Origin of the sequence: Rhizobium sp. UGM030330-04 (assembly GCF_003208455.1) — a bacterium.
Taxonomy (GTDB): domain Bacteria; phylum Pseudomonadota; class Alphaproteobacteria; order Rhizobiales; family Rhizobiaceae; genus Agrobacterium; species Agrobacterium rhizogenes_A.
Genome location: NZ_QKML01000009.1, coordinates 196,562 through 210,858 on the forward strand (window position 1 = coordinate 196,562; position 14,297 = coordinate 210,858).

Here is a 14,297-nt window from a genome sequence, read left to right on the forward strand (position 1 = left end):
AGGGGCTTCATGCGTATCGCATTTTTCGTCAATTCCATCGAAACAGAAGGACCGAACTACGCGACCGGCCTGCTTGCCATGGCGGCGCTCAATCGCGGCCATGAGGTGGTCTATCTGACGCCCGGCGATTTCACATTACGCTCGGATGACAGCCTGACCATTCATGCCACCGTGCTGCCGAAGGGTAAAATCAAGAAAGGAGAGACGTTCCATTCCACGCTTCAGGACAAGGCGCTGGAGCGGCGCACCATGGATGTCGAGGAAATCGATGCGCTGATGCTGCGCAACGACCCCTCGCTCGACCAGACGACGCGGCCATGGGCGGTGCATGCCGGCATCCTGTTCGGGCGGCTTGCCGAACAGCGCGGCGTCGTGGTGCTGAACGATCCCGAAGGTCTGGCGCTGGCGCAGAACAAGCTCTATTTTCAGAGCTTTCCCGAAATTGTCCGCCCAACCACGATCATTTCGCGCAATGTCGAGGAAATCCGCGCCTTTGCCGATGCGCACCCCAAGGGTGTCATCGTCAAGCCGCTGCAGGGTTCCGGCGGCAAGAATGTCTTCAAGATCGGCTCCAGCAAGGAGACCAATCTCAACCAGATTTTCGAGGCGGTCAGCCTTGAGGGTTATCTGATCGCGCAGGCCTATCTGCCGGCTGCGAAGGACGGCGATATCCGCTTTTTCATGATGAATGGCCGTCCGCTGATGCGGGACGGCAAATATGCCGCCCTTCGCCGTGTGCCTGCCAAGGGCGATCTGCGCTCAAACATCCATGCCAAAGGCACCGCCGAGGCCGTGAAGGTGACGGATGAGATCGTGGCGCTTGCCGAAATGGTGCGACCGAAGCTGGTGGAGGACGGCATGTTCCTCGTCGGGCTCGATATCGTCGGTGACAAAATACTGGAAGTGAACGTCTTTTCTCCGGGCGGACTTTCCAATATCCGTGATCTCACCGAGATGGATTTCAGTGACACGATCATCGAGGCCGTGGAAACCAAGATTACCATGCAGAGCGCTTCCGGCGGCACCATATCCAACCGCCTGCTGGCGACGCTGTGAGGTTATTCCCGTAATTCGGCCGGATGCATCTCGCGATACCAGGCGACGAGGGCCTTGATGCCCTCCTCGACCGGGGTTTGCGGCACGTAACCGGTGAGGGCTCTCAGCAGATCCGGCGAGGCGAATGTGCGGGGCACATCGCCCTGCTGCATCGGCAGCATGTTGCGGATCGCCGGTTTTCCGACCGCCTTTTCGACTGTTTCCACGAAATGCATTAGTTCCACCGGCTGGCCGCCGCCAATATTGACCACACGGAAGGGCGCGTGGTGCGAGAGCGTATCGATGACGCCTTCCTGCGTGACGCGGTTTTCCTCGGAAGGGATGACCGCGCTCAGCCGGACGATGCCTTCCACGAGATCATCGATATAGGTGAAATCGCGGCTCATATTGCCTTGCCCGTAAATGTCGATCGGCCGGCCGTTGGAAACGGCGTCGACGAATTTGATCGGCGCCATGTCCGGCCGTCCCCATGGACCGTAGACCGTGAAGAAACGGAAGGCCGTGGTGGGCAGCTTGTACAGATGGGCATAGCTGTGCGCCATCAGCTCCATCGATTTTTTGGTGGCGGCATAAAGCGTCATCGGCTCGTCGGCCTTGTCGCTTTCCGCGAAGGGTATTTTCTCGTTGGCGCCGTAGATGGAGGAGGTGGATGCCAGCATCAGGTGTTTGACCTCAAGGCTTCTGGCGAGCTCCAGCATGTTGAACGAGCCGATGAGGTTGGAATCGATATAGGCGCGCGGATTTTCAAGGCTGTAACGGACGCCTGCCTGTGCGGCGAGGTGGATGATGATCTCAGGTTCGGCGGCCTCCGCCGCGCGCTTCAGCGCATCCGTATCTTCCAGCATACCGATTTCGGCCCGGAAACCGTTGGAGCGGGAAAGGATGGCGTGGCGTTTTTCTTTCAGGCTGACATCGTAATATTTCGTCATGCCGTCGAAGCCGGTCACGAAATGGCCGGCATCCAGCAGCCGCTTTGCGACGTAAAAGCCGATGAAGCCAGCCGTGCCGGTAACCAGATAACGCATGATGATTATATCCCGAATCCGTTGGTGCGTTTGCGGTCTGACCGAAGCGCAAAAAACCTTTTAATGAAATTGCGAAGCGAAACCCTTAAGCGCCGTTGCCGGAACCGCCTTCGTGCGGGCGACCGACTGCGGCATAGATGAAGCCATGCGCGGCGACCTCATCCGTGCGATAGATATTGCGCAGGTCCACCAGAACAGGGCTTTTCATGATTGCCTTCAGGCGCGGCAGGTCGAGTGCGCGGAACTGGTTCCATTCCGTCACGATCACCACGGCGTCAGCGTCTTCCGCCGCTTCGTAGGGGCCGGCCGCGTATTCGATATCCTCCATCAGGTGGCGTGCATTCGCCATGCCTTCCGGATCGTAACCGACCACTTTCGCGCCGCCATCCTGCAGGGTCTGGATGATGGCGATTGCCGGGCTGTCGCGCATGTCGTCGGTATTCGGTTTGAAGGTCAGGCCAAGCACGGCGATCTTCTTGCCGCGCACATCGCCGCCCACCGCATTGATGACCTTGCGGCCCATGGCGCGTTTGCGGTTGTCGTTGATGGCGATGGTGGTCTCGATCAGCCGCACCGGCGCATCATAATCCTGCGCGGTTTTCGCAAGCGCCAGCGTGTCCTTCGGGAAACAGGAGCCGCCATAACCGGGGCCGGCATGCAGGAATTTCGAGCCGATGCGGCCATCGAGACCGATGCCGCGCGAAACATCCTGCACATTGGCGCCGACCTTTTCGCACAGGTCCGCCATTTCGTTGATGAAGGTGATCTTCATCGCCAGAAAGGCATTGGCGGCATATTTGATCAGTTCGGAAGCGCGCCTCGTCGTGAAGAGCAGCGGCGACTGGTTGAGGTAAAGCGGGCGGTAAACCTCGGTCATGACGGGGCGGGCACGCTCGTCCGAAAGGCCGACGACGATGCGGTCCGGCCGCTTGAAATCTTCGATGGCGGCGCCTTCGCGCAGGAATTCCGGGTTGGAGACGACGGCGAAATCGGCCGAGGGGTTTTCCTCGTGAATGATGCGTTCCACCTCATCACCGGTGCCGACGGGAACGGTGGATTTGGTGACGATGACGGTGAAACCATCAAGCGCATGGGCGATCTCTTTCGCCGCCGCATAGACATAACCGAGATCGGCATGGCCATCGCCGCGCCGCGAGGGCGTGCCGACCGCGATGAAGACGACATCGGCATTGGCGACGGCTGCGGAAAGGTCTGTGGTGAAGCTCAGCCGCCCGGCCTTGGCATTGTTGGCGACGATGACATCGAGACCCGGCTCGAAGATCGGGATGTGGCCATTTTTCAGGGCTTCGATCTTCTCCGGCATCTTGTCGACGCAGACCACGTCATGGCCGAAATCCGCAAAACACGCGCCGGACACGAGGCCGACATAACCCGAACCGATCATTACAATCCGCATTCTTATTCCTTTCGGTTAGCGAGGCCATGTTAACGCGGCAATACCAGCCGGGGAAACCGGCGGGCGAAAAACACACGATAATATTTAGCCGCCTTCATGCCCGTCGCCAAGCGCCACGATCAACACCGGCTAACCTCTTTCCATGACGGGGATGTGATGGCCATGGCGGGACAAATTTGCCGCACCTTGCAGCCATTTGCACCGGTCGTGTTCAATCGGGTCATTTTGCGGTTTTTCCGGCTTGCACTCATAGGTAGCCGGGTCTAGCCATAGGGTGAGGATCAAATCTGCCAGACTGTCTGTCCCACAAAGGGGCGTCCGGGTCGCGTTTAACGCGGCCGGGAGAAACTTTGCGTTGCGGTCGGTGTTCGGGGAGGTCAAATGCAAAAGGGTTTTCTGCTCGGTCTGTTCGCTTATGCGACCTTTTCCATGGGCGATGCCACCATCAAGTCGCTTGGATCGCAGATCAGCGTTTTCGAAATCGGCTTCTTCAGCATTCTGTTTTCCGGCATCTTCATTTTCTTCAGCAAGCCGCGTGAGGAAAGGTGGCGTGAATTCTGGCGCATGAGCCGGCCCTTCGCCGTGCACGGGCGCGCCATCTCCGGCCTTTTCGCCGGTATTTTCGGCATCTATGCCTTCACCACCATTCCGCTGGCGGAGGCCTATGCGCTGATCTTCCTGTCGCCGCTCTTCGTCACCGTGCTTTCCGCCGTGGTCCTGAAGGAGAACATCGGTCCATGGCGCTGGGCGGCGGTTCTGGCCGGCATCGTCGGCGTGATCCTCGTCGTGCGGCCGGGCTTCAAGACACTCGAACTCGGGCATTTCGCCGCCATCGGCGTCGCGTTCCTCGCGGCGATGACCATCGTTTTGCTGCGCTCGCTTGCGGGCAAGGAAAAGCGCACCTCGATCATGGGTGTGCTGCTGATCTACGGCCTCACCTTCAATGGTATTGCCGCCATTCCCGATTTCGTCATGCCAAACCTGCACCAGCTCCTGGCCTTCGCCTTCATCGGCCTTTGCACGGCGACTGGGCAGATCACCCTTCTGGTCGCAACCCGCATCGCGCCGGCAAGCCAGATCGCGCCGTCGCATTATTCGCAAATCCTCTGGGCGGTGGCGATCGGCATGGCCTTCTTCCACGAATATCCGGATGCGGTCGCCGTGCTTGGTCTGGCCGTCATCGCCGCATCGGGACTGCTGACGATGATCCGCGAAAAGGTGAGGCTTGGCACCGTGCGCTGGAACCCGTTTTTCCGCAATCGTCTCTGAATTCACCCTTGATCGGAAACAGTGCGTCAACCGAAGCGCGGCTTGTGAAGCGGCGGCAACCCGGCCCATAAGGCTTTCATCTCTAGATGAACGGGGAGCCGCAAATGCTCGTGGATGGAAAATGGACCGCCGAATGGCATCCGGTGCAGGCGACCGACAGGAAGGGCGGCTTTGTCCGTCAGACCTCCGGCTTCCGCAACTGGGTGACGCCTGACGGTTCGGCGGGGCCGACGGGTGCGGGCGGTTTTGCGGCCGAGCCCGGCCGCTATCATCTTTACGTCGCGCTGATCTGCCCCTGGGCATCGCGCACGCTGATCGGCCGAAAGCTGAAGAAGCTGGAAGAGGTGATTTCCGTTTCCGTTGTCGAGCCCGCCCTTTCCGACGAGGGCTGGAAATTCGGCGACTATCCGGGCTCGGACCGCGATGCGCTCAACGGTTTCACCTATATGCATGAGGTCTATACCAGCGCGGATCCCCATTATACCGGCCGCGCCACCGTGCCCGTGCTATGGGACAAAAAGACGAAAACCATCGTCAACAACGAATCCGCCGATATTCTGCGCATGTTGAATTCCGGTTTCGGCGATCTGGCCGACAATAGCCTGGACCTGTATCCGGAAGCGCTGCGGGATGAGATCGACGCTCTCAATGACCACATCTATCCGCGTCTCAACAACGGCGTTTACAGAACCGGTTTCGCCACCACGCAGGTTGCTTATGAAGAGGCTTTCGCCGATGTGTTCGAAACACTTCAGGAACTCGAAAAGCGCCTCGTCTCAGGCGGGCCTTTCCTGTTCGGCGATCTGCTGACCGAAACGGACGTCCGGCTTTTCGTGACGCTGGTGCGGTTCGATGCCGCCTATTACGGCCTGTTCAAATGCAATCTTCGCCGCATCGCTGATTATCCCGCGCTGCAGGCCTATATGATGCGGATACTGAACGTTCTGGGCGTGCGCGACACGGTCAATATCGACCATATCAAGCGCGGTTATTATTCCATCAAGGCGCTCAATCCGACCCGTATCGTGCCCGTCGGTCCCGATCTTCCGGGGCTGGATGATGTTTCCCTCCGCCCTTCGAACTGAGCGGATGACGGATTACACCGGCTTGCCGACCTGCTCGAGCAGCCAGGCCTGAAAGGCGCGGGCGAGTGCATTGTCCTGCCGTCCTTCCGGCAGGGCGACGTAATAGCTCTTGTCGGTCTGCAGGGGGATGTCGAAGACGATTTCGAGGCGGCCCGAGACGATTTCCGCCTCGATGAGATATTTCGGCAAAAGGGCAAAGCCGATGCCGCTTGCGGCTGCCTCGATGATCATCGAGAACTGGTCGAAACGGCTGCCCTGATAGGCATTGTCCGCCGTCACCCCGTTCATCTCCAGCCATTCCGTCCACAGTTTCGGCCGCGTCGTCACATGCAAGAGCGGCTGCCCCGTCAGATCCTGCGGCTGGTTCACTCCGGCGCGGCGCACAAGGGCGGGGCTTGCTACTGGCACGATCACCTCGTTGCACAAAAATGTGCAGGTGCCATGCGCCCAGACCGGCTGGCCATAATGAATGGCGAGATCGAACCCTTCCTCGTCGAAATCGAAAGGATGCGAGCGCGAGCCGATGGTGATCGTTATTTCCGGATTGGTGTCGATGAAGCGGTGGAGGCGCGGCATCAGCCAGCGGCTGCCGAATGTCGGCAATGTCGCGACGGAAAGCGATGCGTGCGATGTTCCGGCCGACACCGCGCGCACCATCAGCTGCTCGGATTGCTGCAACAGGCGCCGCACATCCGGCAGGAATTTGCGCCCCGCCTCCGAAAGCACGACCCGCCTGCGGATGCGCTCGAACAGCTGCATTCCTGTCTGTGCTTCCAGTTCGCCGATCTGCCGGCTCACCGCGCTCTGCGTGAGGTTGAGTTCTTCCGCCGCACGCGTAAAATTGCCATGCCGTGCCGCGCATTCGAACGCCTGCAGGGTGACGATGTCAGGGACCAGTCTTCTGCGCGGATCCATTCCATTCTCGCATCAACTTACCCGCTTTCCTCATTGGAAAAGGGTCATTATGGCCATATATGATTACGGGAAAGAATGGAACGGTGCAAAACGCCAGTTTCACAGAACGAATGACAAATTCGGGGAAAGACGAGTGACGGGAGTTGAAAGCGCCGTATCGAAACGGCCTTTCCTCCCCTTTCAACCAAAAGGACCATGGACATGGATGCTACCACGAAGCTTGACGTGAAACAGGAAGCCGCCGCCCTGCTCGACAGGATGGGCGTTGCCCGTGATCTTTATACCGGTGGCGATATGGCGTCCTTCAGCCCGGTGACGGGTGAGCAGGTAGCCAGTCTCAAGACCGTTTCGGTTGAAGGTGTCGCAGCCGTGGTCGACCGGGCCGATGCCGCCTTCAAGCAGTGGCGCAACGTGCCGGCACCCCGTCGTGGTGAGTTGATCCGGCTGCTCGGCGAAGAGCTGCGCGCCTTCAAGGCCGATCTCGGCCGTCTCGTGTCGCTGGAAGCGGGCAAGATCCCGTCCGAGGGTCTCGGCGAAGTGCAGGAAATGATCGATATCTGCGATTTCGCCGTCGGTCTTTCCCGCCAGCTTTATGGCCTGACCATCGCCACCGAACGTCCCGGCCACCGCATGATGGAGACCTGGCATCCGCTCGGCGTCGTCGGCGTCATCTCGGCCTTCAACTTCCCCGTCGCCGTCTGGTCGTGGAATGCAGCGCTCGCCATCGTCTGCGGCAACTCGGTGGTCTGGAAGCCTTCGGAAAAGACGCCGCTGACGGCGCTGGCGGTTCAGGGCATCTTCGAACGCGCCGCCGCCCGTTTCGGCGACGCGCCGGAAGGTCTGTCCCAGCTGCTGATCGGCGATCGCGCCGTGGGTGAAGCTCTGGTAGACAATCCCAAGGTGCCGCTCGTCTCCGCCACCGGCTCCACCCGCATGGGCCGCGATGTCGGCCCGCGTCTGGCGAAACGTTTTGCCCGCGCCATTCTGGAACTCGGCGGCAATAATGCCGGCATCGTCTGCCCTTCCGCCGATCTCGACATGGCGCTGCGCGCCATTGCCTTCGGCGCCATGGGCACGGCCGGCCAGCGCTGCACCACGCTTCGCCGTCTCTTCGTGCATGACAGCGTTTACGACCAGCTCGTGCCGCGCCTGAAAAAGGCCTATGCCTCCGTCTCCGTCGGCAACCCGCTGGAAACATCGGCACTTGTCGGCCCGCTGGTCGACAAGGCGGCTTTCGATGGCATGCAGAAGGCGCTCGAAGCGGCGAAAGCCCATGACGGCGTGGTGAATGGCGGCGGCCGCGTGGATACCGGCGCGGCGGATGCCTATTATGTGAAGCCCGCTCTGGTCGAAATGCCGAAGCAGGTTGGCCCCGTGCTGGAAGAGACCTTCGCGCCGATCCTCTACGTCATGAAATATAGCGATCTGGATCAGGCAATCGACGCCCATAACGCCGTCGCCGCCGGCCTTTCGTCGTCGATCTTCACCCGCGACATTCAGGAATCGGAACGGTTCCTGTCGTCGGAAGGCTCCGATTGCGGCATTGCCAATGTCAATATCGGCACCTCCGGCGCGGAGATCGGCGGTGCTTTCGGCGGTGAGAAGGAAACCGGTGGCGGCCGTGAGTCCGGTTCGGATGCGTGGAAGGCCTATATGCGCCGCGCCACCAACACGGTCAATTATTCCAAGGCTCTGCCGCTGGCGCAGGGCGTTTCCTTCGATATCGAATAATCGCCCCGCCAATCGCATCGGCGATAGAGAAATTGATCCATCATGCCGGCGCGGCGTCATCCGCGCCGGCATTTCCATGCGATGGCTCAGGCGGGAACGTTCACGACGATTTGCGGAAAAGATGCATTTGCGCGAAATTTTATTCCCGCAACATTGCTCACATTGAATTATCGTCTCTCTATCGTTTTAATAGAAAAACCTAGCATTGCTCCATATCGCAGGCTGGCCAGAGGGGCTGGTGACAAGGAGATGAAATGCCAGCCATCACCCGCCAGCAGGAAACCGCCGATCGCTTTTATGGTCTCGGCCTGATCCCGAAACAGATCAGCATCAAGGATGCCGTCTGGTCGGGCGCGACGAACTGAGCCGGAGGAAACGCCGTGAGCACCACAAAGCGCATCGGGATTGACGGAGCCACGGGCTGGCTGCTTCCCGCACTCATTCTTGCAGGCTGGGAGGCGGCGGCGCGCGCCGGCCTGATTTCCGCCAATGTGCTGCCGGCCCCTTCCGCCGTCGCGGAAGCCTTCTGGCGGCTTCTGCTATCGGGGGAGCTTGTCGCCAATATCGGTGTCAGTTCCGCCCGCGCACTGGCTGGTTTCGCTATCGGCGGTTCCATCGGCTTCATCTTCGGGCTGGCCAATGGCCTCTCGAAATTCTCCCGCAGTTTCACCGATACGACGCTGCAGATGATCCGCAACATTCCGCATCTGGCGCTCATTCCGCTGGTCATCCTCTGGTTCGGCATCGATGAGGAGGCGAAACTTTTCCTCGTCGCGCTCGGGGTGTTTTTCCCGATTTACATCAACACGCTGCTCGGCATTCAGGGTGTCGATCCGCAACTGGTGGAAATGGGTCGCACCTATGGCATGTCGCCCTTCACGCTGTTCCGGCGGGTCATCCTGCCCGGCGCGCTGCCCGCCATTTTCACCGGCCTGCGGTATGCGCTCGGCATCATGTGGCTGACGCTCATCGTGGCCGAAACCATCTCTTCCTCGTCCGGCCTTGGCTATATGGCCATGCAGGCGCGCGAGTTCCTGCTGATCGACGTCGTGGTTCTGTCGATCCTCATCTATGCGCTTCTAGGCAAGCTGGCCGACAGTTTCGCCCGCTTCCTCGAAAGCATCTTCCTGCAATGGCATCCAGCCTTCAAGAAAGTCTGAGGTAACCCATGTCGACCGGCAATGTGACGACGCTGAGACGCCCGGATGCCCCGCCATCCCTCCCGTCGCAGGGGAAAATCGAACAACGCGAGAAAACGACCGAAGGCAAGGTCGCCTTCAGCTTCCGCAATGTGGTGAAGAGCTTCGGCGACAAACCGGTTCTGCGCGGCATCGATCTCGATGTGCGGGAAGGCGAGTTTCTGGCCATCATCGGCAAGAGCGGCTGCGGCAAGAGCACGCTTTTACGTATTCTGGCCGGCCTCGACACGCCGACGACCGGAACCGTCTCGAAGGATGTATCGAGCCGCACCCGCATGATGTTTCAGGAGCCGCGCCTTCTGCCGTGGGAACGTATCGCGAGCAACGTCTCCGTGGGGCTGACCGGCATCGCCAGAGGCGAGGCGGCGCAGGAACAGGCGCTTGCCATTCTCGACGAGGTGGGACTGAAGGACCGGGCTGGCGAATGGCCCTATGTGCTTTCCGGCGGCCAGAAACAGCGCGTGGCGCTGGCGCGTGCCTTGGTGGCCCATCCGCAAATCCTGGCGCTGGATGAGCCGCTCGGCGCGCTCGATGCGCTCACCCGCATCGAAATGCAGCTTCTGCTGGAGCGCATCTGGCGCAAGCAGAAATTCACCGCCGTTCTCGTCACCCATGACGTCTCGGAGGCCGTGGCGCTTGCGGATCGCATTGTCGTCATCGATAAAGGGCGCATCGCGCTCGATCTCGATGTGAAGTTGCCGCGTCCGCGCCGTCATGGCACGGCGGAATTCGCAAGGCTGGAAGAGCAGGTTCTGAACCAGCTCTTCGGCCGTGGCGACAGCAACGGGTGAGGCATGAGCCGGCAGGGCCGAGACCCCGCCCGAACCTGATTTAACCAATGCTCATCAGGCTGGCATTGCCGCCGGCGGCCGTGGTGTTGACGCTGACGGAGACTTCTTCCACCAGCCAGTCGAGATTATAGGGCTGGCTTTCCCCGGAAAGCACTTCCGTCGTCGCGGCCTGTACGAGAACCAGCGGGCCGGGCAGGGCGGCGATCTTTTTGTTGACGGCCACGATACGCTCCGCATCGCCCTCGACCAGCGCGCCGGCGAAGGGACCGGACTTCGCCCAGTCATCCGCCCAGACGATGCGAGAGGTCACGGTTGCCGGCAAGCCGTAGATCGACTTTTCCAGTCCCGAAGCATTGTCGATGACAACCGCGTTTCCGGTCGCGAGCGCTGCCGCAAGCTGGCGGTAAAGCCCCTGTTCGGTTGCCGGGACCAGCAGAACCTTTCCACGCGGATGCAGCGCATAGACATTGCGCTCGCCGACGGGACCCGCCAGCTCGGTTTCGAAGCCGAGGCCGGAAAGAACTGCCGTCTGCCGTGCGGCTTCGGCCGCAACGGTTTCGCCGTTTTCATCCAGCCAGCGGGCAAGATCGACTGCGGCCTGATCCTGCTGGCTCGCAACCCGGTCTATCTTTGGGGCAATCTGTGTCATGCGGCCGAGATAGAGCGGACCGCCGGCCTTGGGGCCGGTGCCGGAAAGGCCGCGCCCGCCAAAGGGCTGCACGCCGACAACCGCGCCGATGATGTTGCGGTTCACATAAAGATTGCCGGCCGCGACGCGTGACAGCACATGCTGGATCGTATCGTCAAGACGGGTATGCAGGCCGAAGGTCAGGCCGTAACCGGTGGCGTTGATCTCATCGATCAGCCGGTCGAGATTGTCGCGCTTGAAGCGGATGACGTGCAGCACCGGACCGAAGACTTCGCGCTTCAGATCGGCGAGCGATTTCATCTCGATGATGGTCGGCGGCACGAAGGTGCCCTTGCCGGTTTCGCCGGCAAGCGTGATCTGTTCGATGCGATGGCCGAGCCCGCGCATGCCCTCGATGTGCTTTTCGATGATGCCCTTCGCCTCGGCGGTAATGACGGGGCCGACATCGACGGAAAGCTTGTCGGTGCGGCCGATGCGCAATTCATGCAGCGCGCCCTTCAGCATGGTCAGCGTGCGGTCCGCCACATCTTCCTGCAGGCAGAGGATGCGCAATGCCGAGCAGCGCTGGCCGGCGCTGTCGAAGGCGGATGCGATGACATCGGCGACGACCTGTTCGGCGAGTGCGGAGGAATCGACGATCATGGCGTTCTGGCCGCCGGTTTCGGCAATCAGCGGCACCGGCTGGCCATTGGCGAGAACCCGGCCGGCAAGCTGGCCCTGAATGAGCCGCGCCACTTCCGTCGAGCCCGTGAACATCACACCGGCTGTAAGGGGTGAGCCAACAAGTGCGGCACCCGTCTTGCCGTCGCCCGGCAGAAGCTGCACGGCATCCTGCGGAACGCCGGCCTCATGCAGCAGGCGCACGCCCTGCGCCGCGATCAGCGGCGTTTCTTCGGCGGGTTTTGCCAGAACCGGATTGCCGGCAACCAGCGCCGCCGTCACCTGACCGATGAAGATGGCGAGCGGGAAATTCCATGGGCTGATGCAGACGACCGGGCCGAGCGGGGTTTCTCCGCTCTTGAAGTTCCTGCGGGCTTCCGCCGCGTAATAACGCAGGAAGTCGATGGCCTCGCGCACCTCGGCAATGGCGTTCGGCATGGATTTTCCCGCCTCGCGCATGATGAGGCCGAGCAGGGCGGGCATTTCGGCCTGCATGGCGTCAGCGGCCCGCTCTAGGCAGGCGGCGCGTTCTTCCACCGGGGTGGAGGGCCAGTTTGAGGCCGCTGCCCGCTGCATTGCAGCTTCGACATCGTCTTCAGTCGGCTCGGTCACATGGCCGACGATATCATTGTGGTCGCCGGGATTGAGAACCGGGCGCGTGTTGCCACCTGCCTGCGGTGCCGACGCTTTCCACTCCGTCGCAGCACCAGCCTTCAGGGTTTTGTCCAATGCGGCGAGCGTCGTTTCGCTGGAAAGATCGAGGCCAGCGGAATTTTTGCGTTCCGGGCCGAACAGGCCTTCGGGTGCGGCGATGCGGTCGTGACGCGCGCCGGGTACGGCATAGGCCTTGACCACCGTGACCGGGTCTTCCAGCAGCGAATCCACCGGCACGGCGGGATCGGCAATGCGGTTGACGAAGGAAGAGTTCGCACCGTTTTCCAGCAGGCGGCGAACGAGATAGGCCAGCAGCGTCTCATGGGTGCCGACGGGGGCATAGAAGCGGCACGGCCGGTCAAGCTTCTTCTTGCCGACGACTTCGCTGTAAAGCGGTTCGCCCATGCCGTGCAGGCACTGGAACTCATAGTCGCCGAGTTTGAAGCCGGGGCCGGCGAGATGGTAGATCGTCGCCATGGATTGCGCGTTGTGGGTCGCAAATTGCGGGAAGACCAGATCGCGCGCGTCGAGCAGCTTGCGGGCGCAGGCAATGTAGGAAACATCGGTGTGCATCTTGCGGGTGAAGACCGGGAAGTCTTCCAGCCCCTCCACCTGCGCGCGCTTGATTTCCGCATCCCAATAGGCGCCCTTGACAAGACGCACCATGATGCGGCGGCCCGAGCGGCGGGCGAGATCGATGATGTAGTCCAGAACGAAGGGGCAGCGGCGGCCATAGGCCTGCACCACGAAACCGAGGCCGTTCCAGCCTGCGAGGTCCCTGTCGAGCGCCAGCTCCTCCAGAAGATCGAGCGACAGTTCCAGCCGGTCGGCTTCTTCCGCATCGATGTTGAGGCCGATATCGTATTTCTTGCTGAGCAGCATCAGCGATTTGACGCGCGGAAGAAGCTCCGCCATCACCCGCTCGGCCTGCGCGCGGGCGTAACGCGGATGCAGCGCCGAAAGCTTGATGGAAATGCCCGGGCCGCCATAGATGCCACGGCCGGCGGACGCCTTGCCGATGGCGTGGATGGCGTTTTCGTAGTCCTTGTAATAACGCTCCGCATCCTTGGCGGTGGTCGCGGCTTCGCCCAGCATGTCGTAGGAATATTGGAAGCCTTGCTCTTCCAGCGGCTTCGAACGCTTGATCGCCTCGCCGATGGTTTCGCCGGTCACGAATTGCTCGCCCATCATGCGCATGGCCATATCGACGCCACGGCGGATGACGGGTTCGCCGGCGCGGGCGATCAGCTTGGTCAGCGCCGCCGAAAGGCCTCTGTCATTGACCGTCGAGGTCAGCTTGCCGGTGATGACGAGGCCCCAGGTGGCGGCGTTGACGAAGAGCGAGCGCCCGCCGCCAATATGGGACTTCCAGTCACCGCGCGCGATCTTGTCGCGGATCAGCGCATCGCGGGTGGCGGTGTCGGGAATGCGCAGCAGCGCTTCGGCAAGGCACATCAGCGCCACGCCCTCATGGCTGGAAAGCGAATATTCCTGCACCAGCCCCTCGACGCCGGTGCCCCTGGTCTTGGCGCGCAGAGCCTCGATCAGCTTGCGGGCGGTGTCGCGAATGGCTTTCGCCTCCTCAGCCGTCACCGTTGCCGCCTCGATCAGCGGCGCCAGGCATTCTTCCTCCGGGCGGCGATAGGCGGCGGTGATCGCCTTGCGCAGCAGGCTCTGCTCGCGCACCGGCGGCGCAAAATTCTGGAAAATACCGTTCGCCACTACACCGGCGTTGCTTGCACCATCGGCCATTCTGAAAATCCTGAAAACGCTGTTGAAGACAGACCTTCGGCGGCCGCGTGTCCTCCGCCCGCCGCTTTTCATCCTGCCGCTGACAATAGCATCA

At 61.2% G+C, this 14,297-nt stretch carries 10 protein-coding genes and 1 pseudogene; 7 read left to right on the top strand and 4 right to left on the bottom strand.

Annotation, left to right across the window (positions count from 1 at the left end; genetic code table 11):
- Positions 1 to 9: 9 nt before the first annotated feature.
- Positions 10 to 1,056, top strand: a complete 1,047-nt coding sequence (locus N434_RS15655; RefSeq protein ID WP_110759142.1) for a glutathione synthase — start codon at positions 10 to 12, stop codon at positions 1,054 to 1,056.
- Positions 1,057 to 1,058: 2 nt separating this feature from the next.
- Here the strand turns inward: N434_RS15655 and N434_RS15660 are convergent, their stop codons facing one another.
- Together N434_RS15660 and N434_RS15665 are read right to left on the bottom strand one after the other, a co-directional pair.
- Positions 1,059 to 2,081: an NAD-dependent epimerase gene (locus N434_RS15660; RefSeq protein WP_110759143.1), complete on the bottom strand. Its 1,023-nt coding sequence runs from the start codon at positions 2,079 to 2,081 to the stop codon at positions 1,059 to 1,061.
- Positions 2,082 to 2,166: 85 nt separating this feature from the next.
- Positions 2,167 to 3,498 (bottom strand): UDP-glucose dehydrogenase family protein, encoded by a 1,332-nt coding sequence (locus tag N434_RS15665; RefSeq protein WP_065116376.1) that lies wholly within the window; start codon positions 3,496 to 3,498, stop codon positions 2,167 to 2,169.
- Positions 3,499 to 3,879: 381 nt separating this feature from the next.
- On the opposite strand from N434_RS15665, the gene N434_RS15670 reads away from it, so the two are divergent.
- On the top strand, positions 3,880 to 4,767 hold the full coding sequence (locus tag N434_RS15670) for a DMT family transporter (protein ID WP_065116377.1): 888 nt from the start codon (positions 3,880 to 3,882) through the stop codon (positions 4,765 to 4,767).
- 104 nt (positions 4,768 to 4,871) lie between these two features.
- Entirely contained in the window at positions 4,872 to 5,852 is a 981-nt protein-coding gene (locus tag N434_RS15675) for a glutathione S-transferase family protein (protein ID WP_110759145.1), read from the top strand.
- Positions 5,853 to 5,864: 12 nt separating this feature from the next.
- Here N434_RS15675 and N434_RS15680 read toward each other — a convergent pair whose 3' ends face one another.
- Positions 5,865 to 6,767, bottom strand: coding sequence for a LysR family transcriptional regulator (locus tag N434_RS15680; RefSeq protein WP_110759147.1), 903 nt, complete (start codon positions 6,765 to 6,767; stop codon positions 5,865 to 5,867).
- A 201-nt stretch (positions 6,768 to 6,968) separates the two neighbouring features.
- Here N434_RS15680 and amaB point away from each other — a divergent pair, with 201 nt between their 5' ends.
- From amaB to N434_RS15695, 4 genes and pseudogenes are all read left to right on the top strand, one after another.
- Complete coding sequence (gene amaB / locus N434_RS15685) at positions 6,969 to 8,498, top strand: L-piperidine-6-carboxylate dehydrogenase (protein ID WP_077768042.1); 1,530 nt, start codon at positions 6,969 to 6,971, stop codon at positions 8,496 to 8,498.
- Between the two features lie 263 nt (positions 8,499 to 8,761).
- Positions 8,762 to 8,863 (top strand): annotated as a pseudogene (locus N434_RS26230) (sulfonate ABC transporter substrate-binding protein); the annotation flags it as partial.
- 15 nt (positions 8,864 to 8,878) lie between these two features.
- Entirely contained in the window at positions 8,879 to 9,658 is a 780-nt protein-coding gene (locus N434_RS15690) for an ABC transporter permease subunit (RefSeq protein WP_110759149.1), read from the top strand.
- A gap of 8 nt (positions 9,659 to 9,666) precedes the next feature.
- A complete protein-coding gene (locus tag N434_RS15695) occupies positions 9,667 to 10,488 on the top strand; it encodes an ABC transporter ATP-binding protein (RefSeq protein WP_065116382.1) in 822 nt (273 codons plus the stop codon).
- A gap of 40 nt (positions 10,489 to 10,528) precedes the next feature.
- Here the strand turns inward: N434_RS15695 and putA are convergent, their stop codons facing one another.
- A complete protein-coding gene (putA, locus tag N434_RS15700; RefSeq protein ID WP_065116383.1) occupies positions 10,529 to 14,203 on the bottom strand; it encodes a trifunctional transcriptional regulator/proline dehydrogenase/L-glutamate gamma-semialdehyde dehydrogenase in 3,675 nt (1,224 codons plus the stop codon).
- Positions 14,204 to 14,297: the final 94 nt, after the last annotated feature.

Coding starts and splice junctions, on each gene's coding strand:
- N434_RS15655 (WP_110759142.1), top strand. CDS start 10: ATGCGTATCGCATTTTTCGTCAATTCCATCGAAACAGAAGGACCGAAC.
- N434_RS15660 (WP_110759143.1), bottom strand. CDS start 2,081: ATGCGTTATCTGGTTACCGGCACGGCTGGCTTCATCGGCTTTTACGTC.
- N434_RS15665 (WP_065116376.1), bottom strand. CDS start 3,498: ATGCGGATTGTAATGATCGGTTCGGGTTATGTCGGCCTCGTGTCCGGC.
- N434_RS15670 (WP_065116377.1), top strand. CDS start 3,880: ATGCAAAAGGGTTTTCTGCTCGGTCTGTTCGCTTATGCGACCTTTTCC.
- N434_RS15675 (WP_110759145.1), top strand. CDS start 4,872: ATGCTCGTGGATGGAAAATGGACCGCCGAATGGCATCCGGTGCAGGCG.
- N434_RS15680 (WP_110759147.1), bottom strand. CDS start 6,767: ATGGATCCGCGCAGAAGACTGGTCCCTGACATCGTCACCCTGCAGGCG.
- amaB (WP_077768042.1), top strand. CDS start 6,969: ATGGATGCTACCACGAAGCTTGACGTGAAACAGGAAGCCGCCGCCCTG.
- N434_RS15695 (WP_065116382.1), top strand. CDS start 9,667: ATGTCGACCGGCAATGTGACGACGCTGAGACGCCCGGATGCCCCGCCA.
- putA (WP_065116383.1), bottom strand. CDS start 14,203: ATGGCCGATGGTGCAAGCAACGCCGGTGTAGTGGCGAACGGTATTTTC.